Origin of the sequence: Colwellia sp. RSH04, from assembly GCF_003545765.1 — a bacterium.
Classification (GTDB): domain Bacteria; phylum Pseudomonadota; class Gammaproteobacteria; order Enterobacterales; family Alteromonadaceae; genus Colwellia.
Map to the genome: position 1 here is coordinate 138039 of NZ_QXIO01000007.1, position 24804 is coordinate 162842.

Below are 24804 nucleotides of genomic sequence, written 5' to 3' on the forward strand. Positions count from 1 at the left end.
GGGGAATATATATCCCCCTGAATTTACATGTTATTTAATCTGTACGGTGTGTACTCATAAATTCAAGGGCCTGACTGATTGCATGTTTTACTTTGCTTTCCATTTCAAATCTTTCTGAAGCAGGCAAGTAAAAAGCCATATCTACTTCATGTCTTATATATCTGGTTGGCAGTTGGTTTAATACTACGCATGTTAAATCAGCAATAAAGTCAATATCATATTTGTCTTCAAACTTTGCAGCAGTAAAGTGTTGCATAACGAGCTTTTCATAGTAATTGTGAATATCATCAGAAATTTTCATATAAACCTTCTTTATACAATTAAATAACGTAACGTGAATAAGTATTAATATTTTAGAGATTAACGCTTGCTAAGATAAATTGCTATTTTTTAACGTTGCTTTACTGACTTTTTTCACTAAACTCAATTTTTCTCTCTATTGCAGAGATAGCTTTACGACATCTGCCCAAGCGCTGATGCAACGCAAGCACCTCAGCGGAAAGTGTATTAATTTTTTGATTATTACATTGTCGTCGCTGTTCTTCTCTTTCATTAACCATTAATAATAGTCTACGTTCAAATTCATGATGCTCTGAAAGCTGTTGATACAACTGATGGCTAGACATCATTACTGATTGGGCGAGCTGCTCTAATTTTGGTTGATTAGCTTGATGACGCTGAATTCTTTTATGACGAGCTTTTTTATGTGCATCAAAACTTAATTTAGCCACTTGGTGCAAACTATTATTTGCTGAAAAAGCATTATGAATGGCACTTATTTGTTGCTCTAGGTGATTTAACAGATGTTGGAGGCGTTCATCATTCATCTTTGCTTTACTATATCTTTTATTGGAGAGCCTAATAAATACATCAAGTCTAGATTTAGCTTCATCAACATAGTCACTAAACATATCACTATCAGTTTGAAATAAATGCTTTGTGAATAAATTGCTATTCTCAATTAAATAATGTGATTTATTAGCAGTGTTTTCTTTATCTATCAGTTTTGCTTGCAGTGTTAAGTGTTCGAATAAGTGCGACAAACGATCTACTTGGTTCTTTAAGGTCATGGTGTTGAATTAATGGTGAAGATATATAAAAAATCAGTGTAACACAGTTCGTTTCCACACACTTTCTTAAAAGAATTCAATCTACCTTCAGAAAAATTATTTAAACGGTGAAACCTGTTTTTTTATTCTTTTGTAAACTATATAGTACATTTTATAAAGGAGGGTTTATTTATCTATATGAAAAGTAAAGGTTTTTGAATATGTGTAGATATAAAGATAATATGCTTTTAGAATAAGGTTAGTTAGGTTTTTTTATAAACTACTGATTTTAAGATGTTTATTTTTGTGATGAGATAAAAATTAAGTAAAGTAAAAAAAAAGATAAATTATTTTACTTTACTTAAACGTCAACTGATTAAAAATTTTATGATGCTAACAGACTGTTTTATAAGGTTTAGTTTGGTGTTTGTTAACGAGGTGTAAACGCCTATTGATGTAACTAGATATGTTAGTTTGTTAAAAAAGTTACTAAATGGTTATAAATGGTGTTGACGGTCTGCTCAGATAGAGTTTACTATCTTAGTCGACAGATCAGGTCTAACGACTTGTTTAAGAGTATACAAAGCAAGATAAGCTTTGATTCTTTAAAGTATAAAAATACCCAATTAAACAAATAAACAACCAAATCACTTATGTGATCCAGGGAGTAAACATGTATAACAATAGTAAAGTAGCTAAAGCCATTCGCTTAGCGATGATGTTCGGTGCAGGTACAGCTGCTGCCATTTCTGCTCCAGCTTTTGCTGCAGATGAAGGTGCTGAAGAAGTAGAAAAAATTGAAGTAACAGGTTCACGTATTAAACGTAGTGACCTTGAAGGTGCTTCTCCAGTAACAGTAATTACGACTGAAGATATGAAAATTGAAGGTAACTTAACAGTTGCTGATGCTCTTCGTAACTCAAACCTTAACTCTTTTGGTTCTTTCTCAGAACGTTCAGGCTCTTCTGCACAATCTCAAGCAACTATCGATTTACGTGGTGCTGGTTCTGACCGTACTTTAGTATTGATTGATGGTAAGCGTTTCCCAGGTTCACCAACGCTTGGTGGTTCTTCTGCTAACTTAAACGCTATTCCAATGGCTGCTGTTGAGCGTATCGAAATTTTAACTGATGGTGCTTCTTCAACTTACGGTTCTGATGCAATGGCTGGTGTTGTTAACATCATCATGAAGAAAAACTTTGAAGGTTTAGAGTTTAACTTCGGTGCAGGTAGTCGTGACCGTGATGATGGCATCAACTCAAAAGAGTTCTCAATTGTCGGTGGTTTCCAAACAGATAAAGGTGGCGTTACATTCTCAATCGATCATCAACAACGTGACGGTATAGCTGATGCTGATCGTCATTTCACTGCACCTTGGCAAGAAGATTTGGATGGTGACGGTGTTATTCAAGCATACACTGAAACTGATGGTTGGAGCTGGTACGGTGCAACTGTTGTAGCACCTGATTTCTCTGAAATGCAAGCGGCTAACTCTTGTGATGACTTAATTGCAGAGTATGGTAGTGACGTATTTAGAAGAACTGCGGCTGATGATGACTGGAGCCAAGGCTCTGAGTACTGTATGTATGCATACGGTAATGTTTCATACAACAAAGCTTCTGTTGAGCGTAACACGTTATACGTAGATGCAGACTATGACTTGACTGATGATATAGAGTGGTTTGGTCGTGCAATGTTTACACAAAACAACTCTTTTGGTCGTTATGCGCCACCTGCTGCACAGTGGCAAAACATGGCTGCAGATCATCCTGATAACCCTTACGGTGAAGAAACATTAGGTTTATACCGTTGGGTAGGTGTTGGTACTCGTGACGGTAACGTACATGATTACAACCAAGATTTCTTAACAGGTTTACGTGGTGAGTTAGACTGGAACAACGCTAGCTGGGAAGTTTACTATCACTACAACAAAGCTGATAACAAATCAATGGGTGAGTACTACTTGAGTTACTCAGGTTTAGCTTATAATGAAGCTAACGATATCCCTTTAGGTTCTGAAGAAGGTCAAAACAACATGAAGGCGACTACCTTGACTCAAGGTACCTCAGACTTCCATCAGTATAATGCTGGTATTGGTTTTGATTTATTTCAATTGCCAGGTGGTGATGTAGCTCACTACTTCGGTATTGAGTACTTCGATACGGTTTATTCTGAAGTTTACGATGGTCAATCTGAAGCTGGCTTAATTGGTGGCTCAGCAGGTAACTCTGCTGGTGGTGATCGTCAAGTATTCGCAATGTTCTATGAAGCAGCTTTACCAGTCATTGATTCAGTTGAGGTTAATATCGCAGCTCGTTACGATGATTACTCTGATTTTGGTAGCAACGTATCACCTAAAGTAAATGTTCGCTGGCAAGCACTTGATAGCTTAGTATTCCGTGCATCTTACTCAGAATCTTTCCGTGCACCTGCGCTTGATAATTTATACGCAGCAACTACTTTCAGTGCTGATGACGGTATTGATTACCCTTACTGTGAAGGCCAAGGCGTTTCAGAAACTGATTGTGGTGAGAAGCAATATAATACATACATTCGTGCTAACAAGGACTTAGGTCCTGAAACGTCTGAGTACATCAACTTAGGTGTTGCTTGGGATGCGACTGATGACTTTGGTGTTAAAGTGGATTACTTTGACTTAAACATCGATAACGTAATTTCTCGCCGCTCTATTACTAACGTAATGCGAGGCATTGCCGCTGGTACTTTAGCACCAAGTGAGACATTCTACGTTGACCGTGCTCCTAATGATGTAAATGGTAACATTGGACCAGCAAAAGAGATCGGTACTGGTTACGGTAACGGTAACAAGATGCAAATCACTGGTTTAGATTTAGCAGTAAATGGTAACTGGGAAACTGGTTTTGGTGAGTTCGGCGTAAACTGGACTAACAGCTTTATCTTTGACTACATTATCGAAGTTGAAGGTGGTGGTGAAGCTCAAAATACTGCTGGCTGGAATGGCCAACCAGAGTATAAGTCGGTATTTACTACAACTTACACAATTGGCGATCACCGTTTAGGTTGGAACATGAACTATACTGATTCAACTACGGAACGACAAGATGAAGGTAAGTTGGACTCTTGGTTAATTCATAATCTTAACTACACGTACGATATTGGTAACTACGGTCGTGTAATGGTTGGTGTTAACAACTTAACTGATGAAGATCCAGTATTGACTTCTACTGGTAAGTACGAAAACGCTGATCTTTACAACAACTACGGTCGTGAATACACGTTACGTTACTCAATTTCTTTCTAATTACTAAGTAATTAGTTTGATATAAAAAGACCCGAAAGGGTCTTTTTTTTTATAAGTAGTAAATAGTAAGAATATTTTTTAGGTGAAACACTTTTAGGTAGAGCTATGAGCGAAAAAAACAATTGGAGTCACTATTGGGCGCAAGGTCATAAAACCTCATTTGGCGATAGCTTTAAAGATTGCTATGAAGGGATACTTAAAAAAGAATGGCTTGACGTTTTTTCTAACCTTGATAATGGAGACAATGTATTGGATCTTTGTACTGGTAATGGTTCATTACCTCGGCTTGCACAAGGGAATTTAGAAAACTTCTCAAAAATAAACTTCTATGGCGTTGATTATGCGGTTATGAAGAAAGAAGACCCCTTTATCGCGTTAGATAATATTAAATTTACATTTGACTGTAATATTGAAAGCTTACCTTATGCAGATGGAGAAATGGACTACATTATCTCTAATTATGGTGTTGAGTATAGTAATCTACATAAATCTATACCAGAAGTAAGTAGGGTAATGAAAAAGTCAGGCAGGGCAGTATTTATTTGTCACTGTAATAGCTCTCGTATATATAAAGAAAATCAAACAGAACTTACTTTATTAACATTTTTATTAAAACAAGGTGGTTTAATTGACGTCTTAGGCGCTTTAATTGAATTGCTTGAGTTAAAAAAAATGACTTCAAATGAAGGGGCTTTACTTCGTTTAAGTCATGAAGCTGAACATTATAGAAATACATTAAACAGTAAGCTAGCTGATGCACTAAATGAATTTGGTGTTAGCTTTCATCAGAGTGATTTTGTCCACTTTATGAAATATATTATGAATAAAAGCATATCAGAAAAAGGTGATAAGTTTTTTGCTTATAGGGAAGAAACAGTTTCTCATAAATCAAGGTTATATGCTTTATGCAGCGCCGCAATAAAAATTGAGGGACTACAAGATACTATTGAATTATTCAATACTGTCGATTTAAAGTTATTGCATAAGAAAATAATTACAGATGAAAAAGGTATCATCGCTATTAAATTTGATTTACAGAAATATTAAATGTTTCATCGCTAATATTTGTTTACAAACAAAAAATTGAATGAAAATTAACTTATAGCTACTATTAAAATGGATAACATAATTCAAGGAGAAGAACATGAAGAAAAAGTTCGTTAATAAATGCCTGATAGGCCTTTCTTTTGCAGGACTGCTTGCAACTAATAGTGTACTTGCAGTGAACAAAGTCGATGGTAATGAGCAAGTAAAAAATACCAGCGAATGCGGAATAATAACCCTTTATAATAAGCCACCAGCAACTAAAGATATTCACTTTGCCAGTATTAATTCAATAGATGGTGTAACAACGAGTCTGGAAAGTGGAAGTTTTACTCTGACACCAGGCAAGCATATTATAAGGGTAATTGAGCATGTCCGCGAAAACTCTATAACGCGCAGGCGAGGCGAAGCTAAGAATTATCATATTATTGAGTTTCAAGTAGAGGCAGGTAAAAAATACGCATTAGGTGCAAAATATAATCGAAAAAATCGTAATAAATTTAAAACAGGTGAATACTGGACTCCAGTGGTTTGGAAAACGTCTGAAGTTGACTGTAAACTTTAAAATACTCAACAAACTAGAAATACTAAATAGCAGTAAGTATTTCTAGTGTTTCAACATATTACCTATCTACCTCCTTCTTATTAGCTGTTTAAAATTATTAGTAATATAGCTAAAATCGATTATAAATTTATTCATTTGACAGCTAATTAAAGCATTTTTTATACAATTTTTAGTAAATAAATTTGACTTACTACGAAGTTATTAGTAAAACAGTGTACTGCAAAATTTAATGTCTCTTAGATTTTTAATTAAGTTTACGTTATTTTGTCAGGATCAAGGTACATTGTTTTGATTAACAACATTAAAACAATGTACCCTGAATTAAAGTCTCACCTTGACAGCTAGACCGTCATTTGGGATTATTGCTTAGTTGTATTCATAAAAAGTTACATTTTAAAAACGACAGACTTTTATATTTGCGGTAACAATATATTTGTTATCAAAATTAAATAGCAATTGGTTGGGAACTATGTCCAAAGTAAGTAAGAAAAGCCTTATCGCAAGCGCGATGGTAGGTGCATTAGCATTAACTGCTAGCAATTTTGCTGCAGCAGATGCGCTAACAAACCTTCAAAAAGAAGAAGCTAAAATTTTTAAAGCTTCTGCTAAATCACAAAACAAAATCAATAACATTTACGAACAGTCGCAAGAACTTATTGCTGAGTATCGTAATACTATTGATGAAGCAGACGTATTACGTGGTTATAACGACCATGTTCAACGTATGGTTGATGATCAAAAAGCAAATATCGTATCTCTTCAAAAACAAATTGATGGTATCGATAAAGTTAAGCAAGGTGTTGTACCGTTAATGTACAAGATGATCGACTCTTTAGAGAAGTTCATTGAGCTTGATGTTCCAATGAATATTGAACGTCGTAAAGAACGTGTAGCGAATCTTCGTACTGTAATGGATGATTCAAACGTTACTGTTTCTGAGCAATTTCGTTTAGTACTTGAAGCGTATGAAATTGAAGCGGGTTACGGCACAATTTTTGATGCTTACCAAAGTGAGATTGACTTAGGTGGTCGTACATTAACTGCTGATTTCGTTCACATGGGGCGTATTGCCTTAGTTGCACAATCACTAGATGCGAAACATTCTTGGTTATGGAACAACGAAACACGTTCTTGGGATGAATTAGGTGATGAGTTCTTAAAACCTGTTACAGACGCCATCCGTATGGCGCGTAAACAACTTCCAATGGACTTAACTAAATTGCCAGTATTTGCAGCAGGAGCAAAATAATGAAAAAAGTTATTAATTTTGTGATGCTAGCTGCATCAATGACTGCAGGTTTTGCTGCTACAACTCAAGCAAACACGCTTGATGACTTATTAAAGCAAGTAAAGGCTGATCGTGTTTCTGAAGCTAAGCTTGATAAAAAACGTGAAGCAGAGTTTTTATCTGCACGTGCTGACAAGCAAGCGTTGTTAAATAAAGCAAAGCAAGAATTAGCTAATCAGCAGGCGCGTAATAAACGTTTAACTAAAGAATATGCGGCTAATGAAATTACTTTAGCGCAAAAAGAAGTAGAGTTAGATAACGCTACCGGTACTTTAGGTGAAATGTTTGGTGTTTCTCGTGCAGCAGCAGCAAGTGCGTATGGTCAAATTACAACGTCAATTGTAAGTGCTGAATTTGCTAATCGCGGTGAAGCATTAAATCGCATTGCTAACGCTAAAGAAATTCCAGCTTTAGAAGATTTAGAAGAATTATGGTTTGCTTTGCAAACTGAAATGACTGAATCAGGTAAAGTATCTAAGTTTAGTGTTGATGTAACTAACTTAGATGGTACTAAGTCAACTGAAACCGTTACTCGTATTGGTACCTTTAACTTAGTATCAGCTCAAGGTTACTTAACGTACAACGATGAAGTTGGCCAAGTTCAACCATTACCTAAGCAACCTGCAGGCTATATTTCTGATACAGCTAAAAGTTTCTTTAACACAGGCTCTGGTTTTGGCGCTGTATATGTGGATCCATCTCGTGGCGGTATCCTTTCTTTAGAAACGCGTAAGAAAACCCTTGAAGAATTCTTCCATGAAGGTAAACAAGTAGGTTATGCAATTACGGTACTACTAATTTTAGGTTGTTTAATTGCACTAGAGCGTTTAATTGTTCTAGGTGGCATGAGCTCAAAAATTAAAGCTCAAGAGAAAAATCTTGATAAGCCAAATGAAAACAACCCACTAGGTCGTTTATTAAAAGTTTTCTACGATAACCAATCTGCTGATGCTGAAACGTTAGAATTGAAACTTGATGAAGCTATTTTACGTGAAACGCCACAGGTAGACCGTGGTATTAACTTAATCAAAATGTTTGCTGCTATTGCCCCGTTAATGGGTCTATTAGGTACGGTAATCGGTATGATTATGACTTTCCAAACAATTACTTTGTTTGGTACAGGTGACCCGAAAATTATGGCGGGTAATATCTCACTTGCGTTAGTTACAACTGCCTTAGGTTTAATCTGTGCATTGCCACTTATTTTAATCCACTCTGTTGTAGCAGGTAAGAGTAAGTCTGTTTTACAAAAACTAGACGAGCAAAGCGCCGGTTTAATCGCTGCAATTGCTGAGAAGGGGTCTAAATAATGTTATTCCTGATAGAGCTTTGGGAATCTGTCAGGGGTTTTATTGCGACTGGCGGTAACGTACTTTATGTTGTTGCCTTCGCTCTCTTCTTGATGTGGATATTGATGATAGAACGTTATTGGTTCTTAGGATCAGTTTATCCAAAAATGAGAGATGATATCATCGCTCGTTGGGATGCAAGACAAGATACTACATCTTGGTATGCACATCGTATTAGAGATACTTGGATCTCCGAAGCAGACGAGTTACTTGAAAAGAACATGATAACCATTAAAACATTAGTGGCAATGTGTCCTCTTATCGGCTTACTGGGAACAGTAACGGGTATGATTGGCGTATTTGAAGTCATGGCTCAACAAGGCACAGGTAATCCGCGTTTAATGGCCGCAGGTATTTCGCAAGCAACTATTCCGACAATGGCGGGTATGGTAGCAGCGTTATCAGGCGTGTTCTTTAGTTCAAGATTAGACGCTAAAGTTAAACTAGCAAAGGCTAAACTGGTTGACAGTTTACCTCACCACTAGAGAGATATTTTCATGGCACGTAAAAAAATCCGTGAGGAAGAAGAAGCAGCAATTGATATGACTCCAATGCTGGATATCGTATTTATCATGCTTATCTTCTTCATCGTTACCACTTCTTTCGTTAAAGAAGCAGGTATTGAAGTAAATAAACCAAAAGCGGCAAATCAAACTAAACAGAAAAATGCCAACATCTTTGTTGCAATTAAAGATAACGGTGAAATCTGGTTAGATAAAGGTCGTGTAGACATTGAACGTGTTGGTGCGAGGATTGAAAAATTACTTGCTGAACAACCGACTGATGTTGTTATCATTCAAGCTGACAAAGATGCTAAACACGGTATTGTTGTTAAAGTAATGGATGCAATTAAAGAGGCTGGCATAGATAGAATTTCTATCGCGGCTGCGAAGGGGTAAATTATGGTTCGCTTTTTAGTATCAATACTACTAGGCGCTGGCGTTACCTTTGGCTTATTTGCTTTTATGGCTTTCCTTGTTTCATCTGGTGATCGAAATAAAGAAGAGCAACAAGAGAACATTATTGTCGAAGTAAATACTACTCCGCCAGAGTCAGCTGCAGAACAGCGTCGTCGTGTACCGCCGCCGCCTCCGCCGCCGCCAAAAGCGCCACCTAAGCAACAGACTCCTGAGCCTGAAGCTAGTAACGACACTGGTGGGTTGAAATTCAACATGCCAGGTGTTCAAATGGCAGGTGCGTCAACGGGCTTATCAGCTCCTGGTGCAGGTATTGGACGTGATGGTGATGCAACACCAATAGTGCGTATTGAACCAAAATATCCAATACAAGCTGCTCGTGATGGTAAAGAAGGTTACGTAATTCTTTCTTTTACTATCAACGAAGTTGGTGGTGTTGAAGATGTTAAAGTTATAGAGGCTAAACCTAAGCGTATTTTCGATAAAGAAGCGAAACGAGCACTTAGAAAGTGGAAGTACAAGCCAAAAGTTGTTGATGGCAAAGCTCAAAGACGACCTGGTTTAACTGTACAACTAGACTTTAAAATGGGAGGTGAATAATGCTTAAAAAGTTATCAACTTCTTTAGTGATAGCGGCGAGTCTTCTTATTGCTCAAGCACCTTTTGCTGATGTAGTTAATGCTGCAGAAGCGAAAGCGGAGAAAAAGAAGAAACGTCCAACACAATTAGTCGGTCCACGTGTCGGCAAAAAAGTACAAAAAGCTTTTGAAGCGTACAGTGCTGACGACATACCTGGTGCATTAGCAATATTATTGGAAATTGAACCGTCTAAGGCCTATGACAAAGCGTATGTAGCACGATTTATTGGTGTTATGTATGCCACCTTAGGTGATAACGATGCAAAAACAATAGAGTGGTTAACAAAAGCGGTTGAACCTGATTTACTTAATGAAGTAGATCATGGTGAGTCGTTGAAGTTACTTGCTGATATTCAAATGCAATCTAAAGACTATAAGTCTGCGCTTAAAAACTACTATGCTTGGATGGAGTTTACTGGCAAAGAAGATGGCCCAACTTATGTGAAGGTTGCAAATGCATACTATTCACTTAAGCAGTTAGATAAAGTGATTGTACCAGCTGATAAAGCCATTGCAGCCTTTGGTGATAAGCCAAATCAAAACCCGTATGTTTTAAAAGTAACATCTTACTATGAACGTAAGAAGTACAAAGAAGCTATCGAGGTTTTAGAAACGGTCATTCAATTGTTCCCTGAGAATAAACAGTGGTGGACACAGCTACCAATGTTCTACTTGTTAGTAGAGAACTATGATAAGGCTACTCAAACACTAGACATGGCGTATAAACTTGGACATCTAGATAAAGAAGGCCAAATTAAAACGCTTGCGAGTTTATATTCGCAGTCAGGTGTGCCGTATAAATCTGCTCGATTACTAGAAAAGCATATTGCTTCTGGTTTAGTTAAACGTGATGACAAAAACATTGCGACATTAGCTAATGCTTGGCACTCTGCTCAACATGTAAGTAAAGCAGCTAATTATTATGGTGAACTGGCTAAAATGACAAACAGTGCTAAGCATTATCGTAAGCAAGGCATGTTATTGAAGCAAGATGAGCAGTTTGCAAAGGCTATTCCTGCATTGAACAAAGCAATTGAGTTAGGCATTAAAAATCAAGGTCGAATTCAAATGAGTATTGCTGAATCTTACTTTTATTTAGAAAAGTATAAAGAAGCTTATGCTGCTATTCAAAAAGCGATGAAAGAGCCTGGTACACGTAAATCAGCTAAAAGTTGGAAAAGCTTTATTGTTGATACTGCGAAACGTAAAAACGTCAATATTTAGTACTTTTTTACTTAATATAAAAAACCAGCGTTATGCTGGTTTTTTTTTGACTAAAATTTACTTAACGATAAAATAACCAGTAATTAAATTAAAATATGAAATTTTTATATTTAGTTGCTGGTCTACATTAGCAGATACCAAAAATTCAGCTTATTATAAGTTGTACTATATTAAAAAAGGGAAACATTATGAGTTTATTGAATAAGTCTTTTATATTGGCAATGTCGGGCGTACTGGCGTTAAGTGTATTCACGAGCAAGGTTGCACAAGCTGAAGTAAATCCATTTACTGCTCAAGACACCGTAAGTTATGCAGAAAAGAAAGATGCAAACAAATGCGGTGAAGGCAAGTGCGGCGAAGGTAAAATGAAAGCCAAAGGCAAATGCGGTGAAGGTAAGTGTGGCGAAGGTAAAAAGAAAGCCAAAGGTAAATGCGGTGAAGGCAAGTGTGGCGAAGGTAAAATGAAAGCCAAAGGCAAATGCGGTGAAGGTAAGTGTGGCGAAGGTAAAATGAAAGCCAAAGGCAAATGCGGTGAAGGTAAGTGTGGCGAAGGTAAAAAGAAAGCCAAAGGTAAATGCGGTGAAGGCAAGTGTGGCGAAGGTAAAATGAAAGCCAAAGGCAAATGCGGTGAAGGTAAGTGTGGCGAAGGTAAAATGAAAGCCAAAGGCAAATGCGGTGAAGGTAAGTGTGGCGAAGGTAAAAAGAAAGCCAAAGGTAAATGCGGCGAAGGCAAGTGTGGCGAAGGTAAAAAGAAAGCCAAAGGCAAATGCGGTGAAGGTAAAAATAAAGCCAAATAAAGACTTATATTTGAATAGAAAAAACGGGCATTTGCCCGTTTTTTAGTTTTTACGCAAAAAGTGAATTATTGATTTTTACCAACATAATAATAAACCGACCAAGTATTACTATAAACGCTACTTGATGGTACTAAATGTGTTGACACAGTTACCTCACTTTTGTCAGTAGAAAATAGCGTTTTCGAGCCGTCATCATGGCGTCTTTTACTGCTATTAGCTTGCCACTCACTACCTAAGCATTGTTTAACGGTACTTACTGCTTTGTTGTAATAATCCTTAGCAACTTGTTCGTCGACTTGAACGGTATTACATGAGTATGTTGTTTTATCGCCACCCAAAGTCCAAATAGTACAATTCTCACCAATCAGGTGATATTTAGCTTGCCAAATTTTACTCGCTCTTGCTTTAACTTCTCCAGCTTTTAACTGCTCAAAACCTTCGTTATAGGCCTTAATTAAATAATCTAGCTTTTGACAAGGGTTAGATACTGGTGCTAAGTTTTGTTGTGCAATGTGATTTTGATTAGCGCAACTGGTAACTAAGAGAGTCGTAAATACAGGTAATATAATTTTGGTTGAATTTATCATAGTCAATCTGAATGGCTTCCATATCCATGGAGGTAATTAAAGTATTCTATAGTACAAAATATCATAAGTCTTTCATAGTAGACTGAACTTGTTTGTTATCATGGAATAAGCTTCGCTACATGAATTAGTTGTATATGAAGGAATAAACAGTTCTTAAACTATAAAAAACACATCACCATTTCTTTATAGCGTTTTGCAGCATCTTACTGATGGGTTATAATATAGCTCTTTTAAGCCCATCAGGAATTCAATTTGACTAACAATGATATATTACGCCGTTTACGTTATACCTTTAACTGGAATGATAACGAGATGGCTTCTATGCTCTCTTTAATGGGAGTTAAGGTTACCAGCGGACAAGTTAATCATTGGTTGAAAAAAGATAACGATGAAAATTACGAAGAATGTACAGATTATAATTTTGCAGCATTGTTAAATGGCTTTATTGAAAAGAAACGTGGTAAAAAAGAGGGGCCTAGAGCCGAAATAGAAGCTAGGCTCAACAATAATATAATTCTTACAAAAATAAAAATTGCATTAGGTTTAAAAGCAGATGACATAATAAGTATGTTAGCAAGTGTCGATTTTACATTGAGTAAACCTGAATTAAGTGCTTTTACCAGGAAAGTTGATCATAAGCATTACCGTGAATGTAAAGATCAAGTACTTAGAAACTTTCTTAAAGCAATAGAGAAGCGCTTCTTTGTCGCGAGAAAAGAAAAAGCCAAAGTACCTAATAAAGTATCAAATAAGAGTAAGCCTAGCTATAAAAAAGAAAAAGGTGATTCAGTAGAGGGTGCTCGACCTAATGCCAGTAATATATATCACAACCCATATGCAAACTCACCAAGCTCTGAATCTTCCCAAAAAAATAGTCGTAGTAAATTAACATTAAAAAAGCCTTAGGGCTATGAGGCTAAAAGCCTCTGTACTCTGCGTTAAAGAGTGCTTATTTAGCGAGTAAACTACGTTATTTTTGCCTTGAATAAAGAGATTTTATCTCTCAGCTGAATTATGAAACAATGATAAACACTCCCTAGCGTAAAGATATTCTAAAGTTATTGATATTAGTAAGTTATTGCTAATATCAGAATAAATGCTCTAATAAAGTTGATAGAAACCAAGGCTAAATACTGTTGTAAAAGGGTCTAATAAGGTATTATGCGCGCCATTAAATTTGGTTAAAATTTTATATTTAGAGCTGATAAATTCAAAATGCGCATACTTTTAGTTGATGACAAGCAAGCCGTACAAGACAGTTTAGTTTCATTACTATCTCAATTAGGCTATGAGGTAGAAACAGCTACGAATGGGCTAAATGCATTTGAAAAAGCACAAAACGCAAACTTTGATCTATATATTATCGATCACCTTATGCCATTGATGAATGGTGTTCAGCTCACAAAAAACTTAAAGCAAACACCGCAGTGTAAAGCAATTCCTATTTTATTTATGACTACCCAAGGGCTTGATGCCGTTAGTAAACTTGAAGAGTTTTCTCAATTCTCTGATGTGATATGTAAACCGGTAGATAGCGACAACTTGATTGAAAAATTAGTTAAATTAGGCATATTTCGCCCCCAAGCACAATTCTCTATGCACTCTAATGCATAACACCCACATTATATTTATTTCTTAGCTGATTATCTTACTTATAGAATTTCATTATGGGTAACGATAAAGTAGTATATAGAGTTAGCTATATACAAGAGTTACATTTGTGTCACTCTAGTGATATTTATCGATATCATTAATGAAAATGGCATGCTAAGACGCAATCATTAAAATAATCAGCGTTCAAAGTAAGTCTTTAATTTACATAATTACGTATGGAAGTTGAGTAAAAAACTTTATGAGTTATCAAGTTTTAGCAAGAAAGTGGCGCCCTAAAAACTTTCAACAGCTTATGGGACAAGAGCATGTTGTCAGTGTGTTAACTAATGCACTATCTCAACAGCGTATTCATCATGCTTATTTGTTTACCGGCACTCGAGGTGTAGGTAAAACGACCATAGCAAGGATCTTTGCAAAAAGCTTAAATTGCGAGCAAGGCATCACAGAGTCACCATGTGGTCAGTGCCAAACTTGTTTAGATATCGATAGCGGGCACTTTATTGATTTACTTGAAGTCGATGCGGCATCAAAAACCAAAGTGGATGACACGCGAGAGATACTTGATAATGTACAATATGCACCAACACGTGGGCGCTATAAAGTATACCTAATAGATGAAGTACATATGCTTTCAAGGCATAGTTTTAATGCTTTATTGAAAACGCTAGAAGAGCCGCCAGCCCATGTGAAATTTATTTTAGCGACAACAGATCCGCAAAAACTTCCAGTTACCGTGTTATCACGCTGTTTACAGTTTCATTTAAAAGCATTAACCGTAAAACAAATAGAAGCTAAACTTGATGATATTTTGAAAAGTGAATCAGTATCTCATCAACCAGGCTGCCTTACATTAATCGCAAAAGCTGCTCGTGGTAGTATGCGAGATTCACTCAGCTTAACTGACCAGGCTATAGCGCAAGGTCAGGGGCATATTTCGCTAGAAAATATTCAGCAAATGCTTGGCGGAATCGATCATAACTGGGTATATAAAATACTCATTACTTTACTTAAACAAGATGGTAAAGGTTTGATGACTTTGTCTCAAGAAATTGCCTCTTATGCACCTAGTTATAACCGTTTATTTGCAGAGTTAATCCAACTATTTCATCAAATTGCATTGATGCAAATTGTAGAACAACATTTCGATTTACCAGCAGAGCAAGTTACTTTACTGAAAAAGTTTGCTGAATCAATGTCTGCTGAAGATATTCAACTTTATTATCAAATAGCATTAAATGGACGTAAAGATTTACCTTATGCTATTGATGAGCAAGCAGCGTTTGATATGACGTTATTACGTTTACATGCTTTCAAACCAATGCAAACTGGTGTAACTCAGCAGGTAATAGATAATACGAATCCTCAAGTTACACCTGTCGATTTTACTAGTGACTCTTTGCCTGATACCAACATGGCAAAGCCCATACTTTATGCAAGTGACAATGATAGTGAAACAGTAAGCTTAGGCAACTCTGAACAGATCAGCAGCGAATTGCCAATAACTTCAATAAATGAAGTCCCTACAGAAGATCAGCAGCTATCACAAGAAAACTCGTTAGCAGAAGAAAACACTGAAGAAATTAATAATAACGAACTAATTGACCAAGCACCCGTCTCATTAGATGAACAAATGGTTGCAATTGAGCAAGAGGCTCAAGCGCTGTCATCTATGCCAACTGATGTTCAGCATGAACAAAGTAGCGCCATGGAAGCTCCTTTAATTGTAAGTAAGCAGACTATTATTGATGCTAACAGGAACACTGAACAAATAGCTGAGCCAACAGCGCCAGTTATTGAAAGCCCTGTAAGTGCCGTTCTAGCAACCAGAAATATGCTTCGTAGTCGAAAAAAGCAACTGGAGCAGCAAACAAAAAAGTCTGATGGCGCTAATCAGCGTCATAATAAAAGTTCAACTGAATTACAGACGCAAGCTACAGAAGAACAGGCAACAAATGAACATGTTGTTAAGCATACACCTCCAGAGCCAACAGTCCCTTTTAGTGAAGAGCAGATAGATCCTGCTGTTATTAAGAAAGCTAATCAGGTTGATAAATGGGCTCATATGATTGATGCGATGGAGCTTACTGCTAGAATTAGACAATTAGCTATTCACGCAACCATTGGCGAAAACTCCACAGACGATCATTTAATTCTACAGTTAGATCAAGCGACAAAGCATTTAAATACCGAAGTAGCCCAACAGCAGTTACAAGATTATATTTGTCAGTTTTTAGCAAAGCCAATCACAGTAACGGTAGAGTTAGTTGATAAAACCGTTGCAGATCCTTACCAGATACAATCGCAAATTAATGATAAACGGTATGATTATGCAAAAGCCTTGCTATTTGAGGATACGACGGTGAAGTCACTACAGCAAATATTTCAAGCTGAGCTGGATGAAGAGACTATTCAGGCTCATTAACGGTAAAATATATGATACAGTTTAATATAAAGTTCAAAGATTAAATGATGCTGTTAATTCTGCATCAAGGTATAATAAGCACATAGTTTTTAGTTTTAAGATCTTGGAGAGATAGATGATGAAAGGCGGTATGGGCAACTTGATGAAGCAAGCCCAACAAATGCAAGCAAAAATGGCTAAAGCACAAGAAGAATTAGCTAATATGGAAGTTGTCGGTGAAGCTGGCGCAGGCATGGTTAAAGTAACCATGACAGGTAGCCATAGTGTTCGTCGAGTTGAGCTTGATGAAAGCTTAATGGAAGATGATAAAGATATGATTGAAGACTTACTAGCGGCAGCAGTAAATGACGCTGTACGTCGTGTAGAAGAGCAAAATAAAGAAAAAATGGGTGCATTAACAGGTGGTATGCAATTACCTCCTGGCATGAAAATGCCATTCTAGTAAAACAACTTATCTTTGCCAAAAACAGGTATTTGAAATTTTCATCTACCTGTTTTTTTAATTGAATTGTTAAACTTATATCGTTATTCAATAACATTTAAGGAAAGTGATGAAATTTAGCCCAGTAGTACAAGAGTTAATTGACGCTTTAAAATGCCTGCCAGGCGTTGGTGCTAAATCTGCTCAACGTATGGCTTTTCAGCTTTTAGAACGAAATAGGCGAGGGGGAACCAAGCTCGCTCACTCGTTAGAAAAAGCGATGACTGATATAGGCCATTGTCAAGAGTGCCGTAATTTTACTGAATTTGATCTCTGTGAAATTTGCCAAAGCCCTAAGCGTAAACTTGCAACAAATTTATGTATTGTTGAAAGCCCAGGTGATGTTATAGCTATTGAACAAACAGGTGAATTTACCGGAAAGTATTTTGTTTTGATGGGGCACTTATCTCCCATAGATGGTATTGGGCCAAATGATTTAGGCTTAGATATTCTTGCAAAACAATTTGCTAGTGGCCATTTTGAAGAAGTTATTTTGGCGACAAACCCGACCGTTGAAGGAGAGGCTACAGCGCATTATATTGCAGAACTTGCAAACGAATATGGTATTAGCATGTCACGTATTGCACATGGTGTTCCTGTCGGTGGTGAGTTAGAGTATGTCGATGGCAATACATTGTCTCACGCATTGTCGGGTCGCAAAAAGTATTTATTATAAGTTTTTAAATCGGGAAAATGTGCGTTTAGGCTTTTTAGCTCTTTATGAGTCGATGTTAAAGGGGGGAGCTTTGCGCTAGCGGTTTTAGCTAGCCGCCAATAAACTTTACCTTAAAGCCTTCTTTTTCTAATACCGCTTTAATCTCGTCTCGTTTATCGCCTTGAATCTCAATAACTTCCTCTATAACCGTGCCGCCTGTACCACAAGTTTTCTTTAGTTTTTTAGCTAACGTTTTAAGTGCATTGTTATCTAAGCCTAAACCGGTGATGGTAACAACACCTTTACCTTTACGACCTTTTGTTTCTCTTCTTACTTTCGCGTAACCATCGCTACTTGTTACGTTTTCATTGGACTTATTAGGCTTAATTCGGCCACTGTCAGTTGAATAAACTAAGTTTTCATCATGTGAAGAACTTGTTTCATTTGTTGGCGTTGTGATCGTGTTTTTACCAAATACTGAGGCTAAATCACTTAAACTTGTTAATTTTTCTTTCATTTTATTGTCGCTGTTATCTGGTTATCACTTTATTAAAGACAAAATAAAACCACTACAAGAGTGGTTTTATTATATCAAAACTTAAATGCTTAACGCAGTTTAAATTACAATTTACTTTCTAGCTCTGGTAATGCATCAAATAAGTCAGCAACAATACCGTAATCAGCTACTTGGAAGATAGGAGCTTCTGGGTCTTTATTAATAGCGACAATAACTTTCGAATCTTTCATACCCGCAAGATGTTGAATAGCACCACTGATACCTACAGCAATATATAAGTCAGGGGCTACAATTTTACCTGTTTGACCTACTTGCATATCATTGGGTACAAAACCCGCATCAACAGCAGCACGTGAAGCACCAATTGCTGCACCTAGTTTGTCAGCAATACCTTCAAGTAAACTAAAGTTGTCACCATTTTGCATACCGCGACCACCAGAAATAACGGTAGTTGCAGCGCCAAGATCTGGGCGCTCTGATTCAGTAAGTTCATCACTTACATGGCTTGAAGTTCCTGCATCACAAACAGTATCCAGTGTTTCTACATTAGCGTTACCGTCAGTTGCAACAGCGTCAAAACCTGTAGCACGTACTGTAATAACTTTCTTAGCATCTAAACTTTGTACTGTCGCTATTGCATTACCTGCGTATATTGGTCTTACGAAGGTGTCAGCACTTTCTACACCAATGATATCTGAAATTTGTGCAACATCTAATAGTGCAGCAACGCGAGGCATGAAATTCTTACCTGTGGTTAATGCTGTTGCGACAATGTGTTCATAATTTTCGGCAAGTTCTGTTACCAATAAACTCATATTTTCAGCAAGTTGATGTTCATAAACAGCATTGTCACAAAGAAGTACTTTAGATACGCCATTAACCTTGCTTGCTGCATCGGCAACTGCCTGACAATTTAAACCAGCAACAAGTACTGTGATATTACTACCCATTGCTTGTGCTGCTGCAACTGTTTTTAATGTTTCAGCTTTTAATGTGCTGTTATCATGTTCAGCAATAACTAAAATACTCATGAGATCACCTTAGCTTCGTTCTTTAATTTTTCTACTAATTCATCGATGGTTTCTACCACTATGCCAGCTTCACGTTCAGCAGGTGGAGTTACCTTTAATACTTTTGTACGAAGAGACAAATCAATGCCAAAATCAGCCGCTGATTTTACATCTAATGGCTTACGCTTAGCTTTCATAATATTTGGTAATGAAGCATAGCGTGGTTCATTTAAACGTAAGTCAGTAGTCACAATCGCGGGTAGATTAAGTGCTACCGTTTGTAGGCCGCCATCTACTTCACGAGTAACATTTACTTTGTCACCATCAATCTTAACTTCAGAAGCAAACGTGCCCTGAGCTAGACCTGTTAACGCAGCAAGCATTTGTCCTGTTTGGTTATTGTCGCTATCAATTGATTGTTTACCTAAAATAACCAATTGCGGTTGCTCTTCTTCAACAACTTTTTGCAATAACTTTGCAATGTTAAGTGAATCTAAGTCACCATCAGCTTCGATTTGGATTGCACGATCTGCACCTAAAGCGAGAGCTGTGCGTAGTTGCTCTTGGCATGATTTATCACCAATTGAAACAGCAATAACTTCTGTGGCGTTACCTGCTTCTTTTAAACGAACAGCTTCTTCTACTGCAATCTCACAAAAAGGGTTGATTGCCATTTTTACATTGGCAAGATCGACATTTGAATGGTCGGGCTTCACACGTACTTTGACGTTATAGTCAATCACACGTTTTATCGGAACTAATACTTTCATTATTGCCTCTGATCAGGTTTGTAAATAAGTAAATACGTTTTGCTAAAAATTATAGATAAAAGATACTCTTGGTTTACGTCAACGTCAACGTAATCTTGGTGAAAACTTTTAAACTAAGATACAATCAAGAGAAAAGCTTATTAAGGCAGCTTATTAACTGCTTGCTTGGCTATCTGTAATAAGATACTATCAAACACCTGTTTGAATATCAAACGCCTGTTTGAATTTTAAAGAATTAAACTTGATAAATAGAATAATAGTGGGAGATTTTATGGAACGCGAATCGATGGATTTTGACGTAGTAATTGTTGGTGCAGGTCCTGCTGGTCTATCTACAGCTTGCCGCCTAATGCAATTAGCCCAAGAAAAAGAGCAAGAGTTAATGGTTTGTGTTGTTGAGAAAGGCTCTGAAGTCGGTGCTCATATTCTTTCAGGTGCGGTGTTTGAACCTAAATCTTTAAATGAATTATTTCCTGACTGGCAAGAAAAAAATGCCCCACTTACAACGAAAGTGACAGGGGATGATATTTATTTGCTTAATAATGAAAGCAAAGGAACAAAATTACCAAACTTTTCTGTACCAAAAACGATGCATAATGATGGTAACTATATCGTTAGTATGGGGAATGTTTGTCGTTGGTTAGCTGAACAAGCAGAGCAACTTGGTGTTGAGATTTTCCCAGGATTTCCTGCTCAAGAAATTATTTATAATGAAGACGGCAGTGTTGGCGGTATTATTACTGGCGATATGGGCTTAGATACCGACGGTAATCAAAAAGATTCTTTTATGCCAGGTATGGAATTAAGAGCAAAATATACTGTTTTTGCTGAAGGTTGCCGCGGACATTTGGGTAAAGAATTAATAGAAAAATTTAACTTAGATGCGAACTCTTCACCACAACACTATGGTATAGGCTTTAAAGAAATTTGGGATATAGACCCTGAAAATCATCAAGAAGGTTTAGTTGTCCATACTGCCGGCTGGCCATTGGAAAACGACACTAATGGCGGTGGTTACCTATATCATGCAGAAAACAACCAAGTTTTTGTCGGTTTAATTGTTGATTTAAATTACAGTAACCCGCACTTGAGCCCATTTGATGAGTTTCAACGCTATAAACATCACCCAAAAATCAGTCAGTACCTAAAAGGCGGAAAACGTGTTTCATATGGTGCAAGAGCAATGGCAAAAGGTGGTTTTAATTCACTTCCTAAAATGACGATGCCTGGTGCGCTATTAGTAGGTTGCGATGCTGGAACAATCAATTTTGCTAAGATTAAAGGTAACCATACCGCAATGAAGTCAGGTATGTTGGCAGCAGAAGCTATTGCAGAAACATTAATGACCTCAGAGGGTATTGCTGAAGAAGGAAAACAAGATTTAACGGTATTTACTGATAAGTATAAGAACTCTTGGCTATATGAAGAGTTATATAATACCCGTAATTTTGGTCCTGCGATGCATAAGTTTGGTACCTTTTTAGGTGGGGCTTATAACACCATTGATCAAAACTTTTTTGGTGGAAAACTTCCTTTCAACTTTAAAGATGACAGCTTAGATCATGAGCAATTAAAGTTAGCAAGCGAAGCGCCAACAATTAATTATCCTAAACCTGACAACACGCTTTCGTTTGATAAGCTTTCTTCGGTGTTTTTATCAAACACGAACCACGAAGAAGAACAGCCATGTCATTTGAAATTGAAAGATACTCAAATTCCTATTACGGTTAACTTAGCAAAATATGATGAACCAGCTCAGCGATATTGTCCTGCTGGGGTTTATGAAATAGCAGAGTCGGGCGATGAATTAGTCATTAATGCTCAAAACTGTATCCATTGTAAAACTTGTGATATTAAAGACCCAACACAAAATATTACCTGGGTTGCACCTGAAGGTACGGGTGGCCCAAATTATCCAAACATGTAGTATATGCTTAGTCATTATATTTCAGTCAATTATTTAAGTTAACCTCAGGCTAATATAAAAACGCTACATTTTTATGTAGCGTTTTTATTTGTACGAAAAAAGCTTACTGTGTAATCTTGTTTACCTTGAGTAGAGCTTAATTAGTTTCAATAAGGTTAAAAGACTGTAATGCAGGAATTGTTTGGTGCAATTGTGATTCAATGCTGTCTAGTTCCGCTAGTTGTTCACAGTATTCCTTTGCTTTGTGCTCTAATGCTTTGGCACGGTCGCTGACAGCTAATTCTAGCCCTTTACTCATACCAGCGATACGATCGTCGTAGGTGGCAATGCGCTCTTCACCATTGCCGCCTTCATAGCGGTTGTCATCTTTAATAAGTGATTGTCCTACCGCTTTTAAAATTGTGCCAATAGACTCTTGAATAACTTCTTCTATTTCTTGTTCGAATTCACCTGCAAATAACTCTTCAAAGTCATTTAAATCTTGAGGAGCTATATAGTAATTATTTGCACTTTGATTAAAACGAGTTCGAATGCGCCACTTTAATTCTTCAAACTTGGCTTGAACATTTTGCTGAGAAGCACTGTTCTCTCCAGTTAAACCACCAATAACTTCATTAACAGCTTTTAAACCAATGTCTACACCTTCAATTGCTATTGATACTATTTCAGGAAATTGCTCTCGAATACCCGTTGAAAACTGTTTGAACAATAGCCTTTGCTCTTCATTAAGCTGTTGTTCTCTTCCTTGAATAAATAACTGATCATCATTGTTTATTTGAACTTGTGTCTGACCACGATCAACAATTCTAATATGTGTGGGATTAATAATTACCCCATAATTGAGGTTGATAGAACATTGTTGGCTAGATGCCATCGAAACAGAAGGGGTCATTAGTATTGCGATAAAACAAATGCTCGAGACAAGGTGGGATAATAAATTCATAAATCTTAAAATTATTCGCTATGGACAAGAGCTTCAATATGAACTTTTCGTTCAAAATAACGCATTTTACTGGGACCATATTCGCGACGTGTTCTATCGTGGAAGTCTCCGACAATCATCTCTACACCATGATATAACTTTTCATTGGCGAGAATAAATACGCTGCACATATACTCTTGTAGGTTGGTTTCTAGAGAGTCTTTTTCTTCTTGGATTATACCCATTTCTTTTGCTTGTGCTTGGTAACTTGAAATCACTTTGGCTAATAATTCTGGTTTTGCTTTATCTTTTGGTAGGTTCTTGAGTTTGTTAACTGCATTTTTTAATTCAGTCATACTCTCTGAAGCCGCTTTTAATTTTTCATCAATATCGTGAATCTGTTCTTTGAATTTTATAATCTTATGTTCATAATTAATAATGGTATTGCTACCAGCTGTCGCACCAACCATTCCCGCTTGAACAGAAGTTCCTGCTTTGATGTATCCGCCAATTAGTTTACCGTCGGCCTTATCTTCTTTACCTACCCAAAGGCGACCATTGATGTTTAAAATACTATGTAAAAGTTGATTTTCAATTCTTACATCTTGACCTGAATTAATTTGAGCATACTGTGCATATTTAGCAAAAATACTGCCTTTTGCGCTGACGTTTACGCTCATAACAACATCGGTCACTTCTGTTTTCTCAACATCATATTTACGACCAATTATACCGCCTGAAATCGTTATATCCCCACCAGCTTCAAGAGTGGCAGATTCAACAAAACCGCCTATAGTAATATCCCCACTGGCTATTACTTTCATACCTTCTGTAACATCACCTTCAATAATGACGCTACCCGTAAAATTTATATTACCTGTTGCAACAGTGACATCTTTGATTTTATAAATTTCGTCAACTTCCATACCGTTATCAATTAATTTAGGTAAGCCTACTTTTTCTGATACTAGGACGTTTTCATTTTTTGCACTAATACATGTGCCTTCACCAGAAATGAGTTGGATATCATTGCCTGGCTCCGGTGTAAGTGGTGTTGCGGTAACGGTGTATCCCTCTTTTCCTTGAGTGAGGGGGATTTTTTTAGCGAGTGGGTCGCCTACTTTTACGCAAATAATGTCGCCCAAATCTCGCATGTCGACACTGCCATCTTCTCTTTTTTTAGGTTTGAGAATACGTGTTTGTGCACTTTCAACTAATGGTTTAATGACCGCATCTTTACCATTGATAGCGACTTTACCTGAAGCAATTTGCATTACTACTTGGCTGTTTGGTTCTTCTTTAGCAGCTAGTTGAGCAAGCTTAACTAAATGTTCTTTACTAAAACCTTTTTTAACGCCTGCTTCTTGTGCTGCTGTTAAAATTGCTTTCGCGGTGAGGTGTTGCCCACCTTGTGCTGTTGTGATTTCAGCAGAGGCTTCCATTTCATCACTTTCAATGGTTATCTTGATTGTAGCATCAATCCTTTCAAGCACTTGATAACGTATGTCTCTACCCACTTGCTTTTCTTGTAGAGGCTTTAAAACATCATTGAGTTCAGCTACTGCATTTTTTATATTGTTCTCATTGAGATACAAGCTTTTAAATTCTGATGCGCTAATCAGCTCTTTAATTGTTAAAGCAGAGATAGACTCTCCACCTTTTATAGGCTCTAATAGCAAGTCTACATTATTTTTATCGTTGGTAATTAAACTAGCTTTAGTCATGAAGGGGGTGCTCCACCTAAC

General features: G+C 37.0%; 24 protein-coding genes. 16 read left to right on the plus strand and 8 right to left on the minus strand.

Features of this window, described 5'->3' with window-relative positions; translation table 11 throughout:
• Positions 1–34: 34 nt before the first annotated feature.
• Positions 35–301 (minus strand): late competence development ComFB family protein, encoded by a 267-nt coding sequence (locus D1094_RS12970; RefSeq protein WP_118960541.1) that lies wholly within the window; start codon positions 299–301, stop codon positions 35–37.
• Positions 302–401: 100 nt separating this feature from the next.
• Positions 402–1070 carry a primosomal replication protein PriC gene (gene priC, locus D1094_RS12975; RefSeq protein ID WP_118960542.1) on the minus strand — a complete coding sequence of 223 codons (669 nt, stop codon included), beginning with the start codon at positions 1068–1070 and terminating at the stop codon, positions 402–404.
• 652 nt (positions 1071–1722) lie between these two features.
• Here priC and D1094_RS12980 point away from each other — a divergent pair.
• The 10 genes from D1094_RS12980 to D1094_RS13025 all read left to right on the plus strand — a co-directional run bounded on the left by D1094_RS12980 (position 1723) and on the right by D1094_RS13025 (position 12154).
• The gene (locus D1094_RS12980; RefSeq protein WP_118960543.1) at positions 1723–4332 is read left to right on the plus strand and encodes a TonB-dependent receptor; all 2610 of its coding nucleotides are present in this window, start codon (positions 1723–1725) and stop codon (positions 4330–4332) included.
• 105 nt (positions 4333–4437) lie between these two features.
• On the plus strand, positions 4438–5379 hold the full coding sequence (locus tag D1094_RS12985) for a class I SAM-dependent methyltransferase (RefSeq protein ID WP_118960544.1): 942 nt from the start codon (positions 4438–4440) through the stop codon (positions 5377–5379).
• A 97-nt stretch (positions 5380–5476) separates the two neighbouring features.
• Complete coding sequence (locus D1094_RS12990) at positions 5477–5941, plus strand: hypothetical protein (RefSeq protein ID WP_118960545.1); 465 nt, start codon at positions 5477–5479, stop codon at positions 5939–5941.
• 469 nt (positions 5942–6410) lie between these two features.
• On the plus strand, positions 6411–7190 hold the full coding sequence (locus D1094_RS12995; RefSeq protein WP_118960546.1) for a DUF3450 domain-containing protein: 780 nt from the start codon (positions 6411–6413) through the stop codon (positions 7188–7190).
• A complete protein-coding gene (locus D1094_RS13000) occupies positions 7190–8539 on the plus strand; it encodes a MotA/TolQ/ExbB proton channel family protein (RefSeq protein WP_118960547.1) in 1350 nt (449 codons plus the stop codon). The genes D1094_RS12995 and D1094_RS13000 overlap by 1 nt, the downstream gene beginning before the upstream one ends.
• Positions 8539–9063, plus strand: a complete 525-nt coding sequence (locus D1094_RS13005) for a MotA/TolQ/ExbB proton channel family protein (RefSeq protein WP_118960548.1) — start codon at positions 8539–8541, stop codon at positions 9061–9063. The genes D1094_RS13000 and D1094_RS13005 overlap by 1 nt, the downstream gene beginning before the upstream one ends.
• Before the next feature lie 12 nt (positions 9064–9075).
• On the plus strand, positions 9076–9477 hold the full coding sequence (locus D1094_RS13010; protein WP_118960549.1) for a biopolymer transporter ExbD: 402 nt from the start codon (positions 9076–9078) through the stop codon (positions 9475–9477).
• A gap of 3 nt (positions 9478–9480) precedes the next feature.
• Positions 9481–10095 carry an energy transducer TonB gene (locus D1094_RS13015; protein ID WP_118960550.1) on the plus strand — a complete coding sequence of 205 codons (615 nt, stop codon included), beginning with the start codon at positions 9481–9483 and terminating at the stop codon, positions 10093–10095.
• Positions 10095–11357 carry a tetratricopeptide repeat protein gene (locus D1094_RS13020; RefSeq protein ID WP_118960551.1) on the plus strand — a complete coding sequence of 421 codons (1263 nt, stop codon included), beginning with the start codon at positions 10095–10097 and terminating at the stop codon, positions 11355–11357. Before D1094_RS13015 ends, D1094_RS13020 begins: the two co-directional genes overlap by 1 nt.
• 188 nt (positions 11358–11545) lie before the next feature.
• Positions 11546–12154, plus strand: a complete 609-nt coding sequence (locus D1094_RS13025) for a hypothetical protein (protein ID WP_118960552.1) — start codon at positions 11546–11548, stop codon at positions 12152–12154.
• Positions 12155–12219: 65 nt separating this feature from the next.
• Here the strand turns inward: D1094_RS13025 and D1094_RS13030 are convergent, their stop codons facing one another.
• A complete protein-coding gene (locus tag D1094_RS13030) occupies positions 12220–12741 on the minus strand; it encodes a hypothetical protein (RefSeq protein ID WP_118960553.1) in 522 nt (173 codons plus the stop codon).
• A gap of 252 nt (positions 12742–12993) precedes the next feature.
• On the opposite strand from D1094_RS13030, the gene D1094_RS13035 reads away from it, so the two are divergent.
• From D1094_RS13035 to recR, 5 genes are all read left to right on the plus strand, one after another.
• Positions 12994–13647: a DUF1456 family protein gene (locus D1094_RS13035; RefSeq protein ID WP_118960554.1), complete on the plus strand. Its 654-nt coding sequence runs from the start codon at positions 12994–12996 to the stop codon at positions 13645–13647.
• Positions 13648–13956: 309 nt separating this feature from the next.
• A complete protein-coding gene (locus D1094_RS13040) occupies positions 13957–14355 on the plus strand; it encodes a response regulator (RefSeq protein ID WP_118960555.1) in 399 nt (132 codons plus the stop codon).
• A 238-nt stretch (positions 14356–14593) separates the two neighbouring features.
• Entirely contained in the window at positions 14594–16777 is a 2184-nt protein-coding gene (dnaX, locus tag D1094_RS13045) for a DNA polymerase III subunit gamma/tau (protein WP_118960556.1), read from the plus strand.
• A 115-nt stretch (positions 16778–16892) separates the two neighbouring features.
• Entirely contained in the window at positions 16893–17219 is a 327-nt protein-coding gene (locus D1094_RS13050) for a YbaB/EbfC family nucleoid-associated protein (RefSeq protein WP_118960557.1), read from the plus strand.
• 109 nt (positions 17220–17328) lie between these two features.
• Positions 17329–17934, plus strand: coding sequence for a recombination mediator RecR (gene recR / locus D1094_RS13055; protein WP_118960558.1), 606 nt, complete (start codon positions 17329–17331; stop codon positions 17932–17934).
• A gap of 88 nt (positions 17935–18022) precedes the next feature.
• Here recR and D1094_RS13060 read toward each other — a convergent pair whose 3' ends face one another.
• From D1094_RS13060 to D1094_RS13070, 3 genes are all read right to left on the minus strand, one after another.
• On the minus strand, positions 18023–18373 hold the full coding sequence (locus D1094_RS13060) for a stress response translation initiation inhibitor YciH (RefSeq protein ID WP_259337961.1): 351 nt from the start codon (positions 18371–18373) through the stop codon (positions 18023–18025).
• A gap of 161 nt (positions 18374–18534) precedes the next feature.
• Complete coding sequence (locus D1094_RS13065) at positions 18535–19461, minus strand: electron transfer flavoprotein subunit alpha/FixB family protein (RefSeq protein WP_118960560.1); 927 nt, start codon at positions 19459–19461, stop codon at positions 18535–18537.
• Positions 19458–20210 (minus strand): electron transfer flavoprotein subunit beta/FixA family protein, encoded by a 753-nt coding sequence (locus D1094_RS13070; RefSeq protein WP_118960561.1) that lies wholly within the window; start codon positions 20208–20210, stop codon positions 19458–19460. The genes D1094_RS13065 and D1094_RS13070 overlap by 4 nt, the downstream gene beginning before the upstream one ends.
• A gap of 271 nt (positions 20211–20481) precedes the next feature.
• Here D1094_RS13070 and D1094_RS13075 point away from each other — a divergent pair, with 271 nt between their 5' ends.
• Complete coding sequence (locus D1094_RS13075; RefSeq protein WP_118960562.1) at positions 20482–22137, plus strand: electron transfer flavoprotein-ubiquinone oxidoreductase; 1656 nt, start codon at positions 20482–20484, stop codon at positions 22135–22137.
• Positions 22138–22273: 136 nt separating this feature from the next.
• Here D1094_RS13075 and D1094_RS13080 read toward each other — a convergent pair whose 3' ends face one another.
• Together D1094_RS13080 and D1094_RS13085 are read right to left on the minus strand one after the other, a co-directional pair.
• Positions 22274–23029, minus strand: coding sequence for a YggN family protein (locus D1094_RS13080; protein WP_259337956.1), 756 nt, complete (start codon positions 23027–23029; stop codon positions 22274–22276).
• Positions 23030–23091: 62 nt separating this feature from the next.
• Positions 23092–24783: a DUF342 domain-containing protein gene (locus tag D1094_RS13085; protein WP_118960564.1), complete on the minus strand. Its 1692-nt coding sequence runs from the start codon at positions 24781–24783 to the stop codon at positions 23092–23094.
• Positions 24784–24804 lie beyond the last annotated feature (21 nt).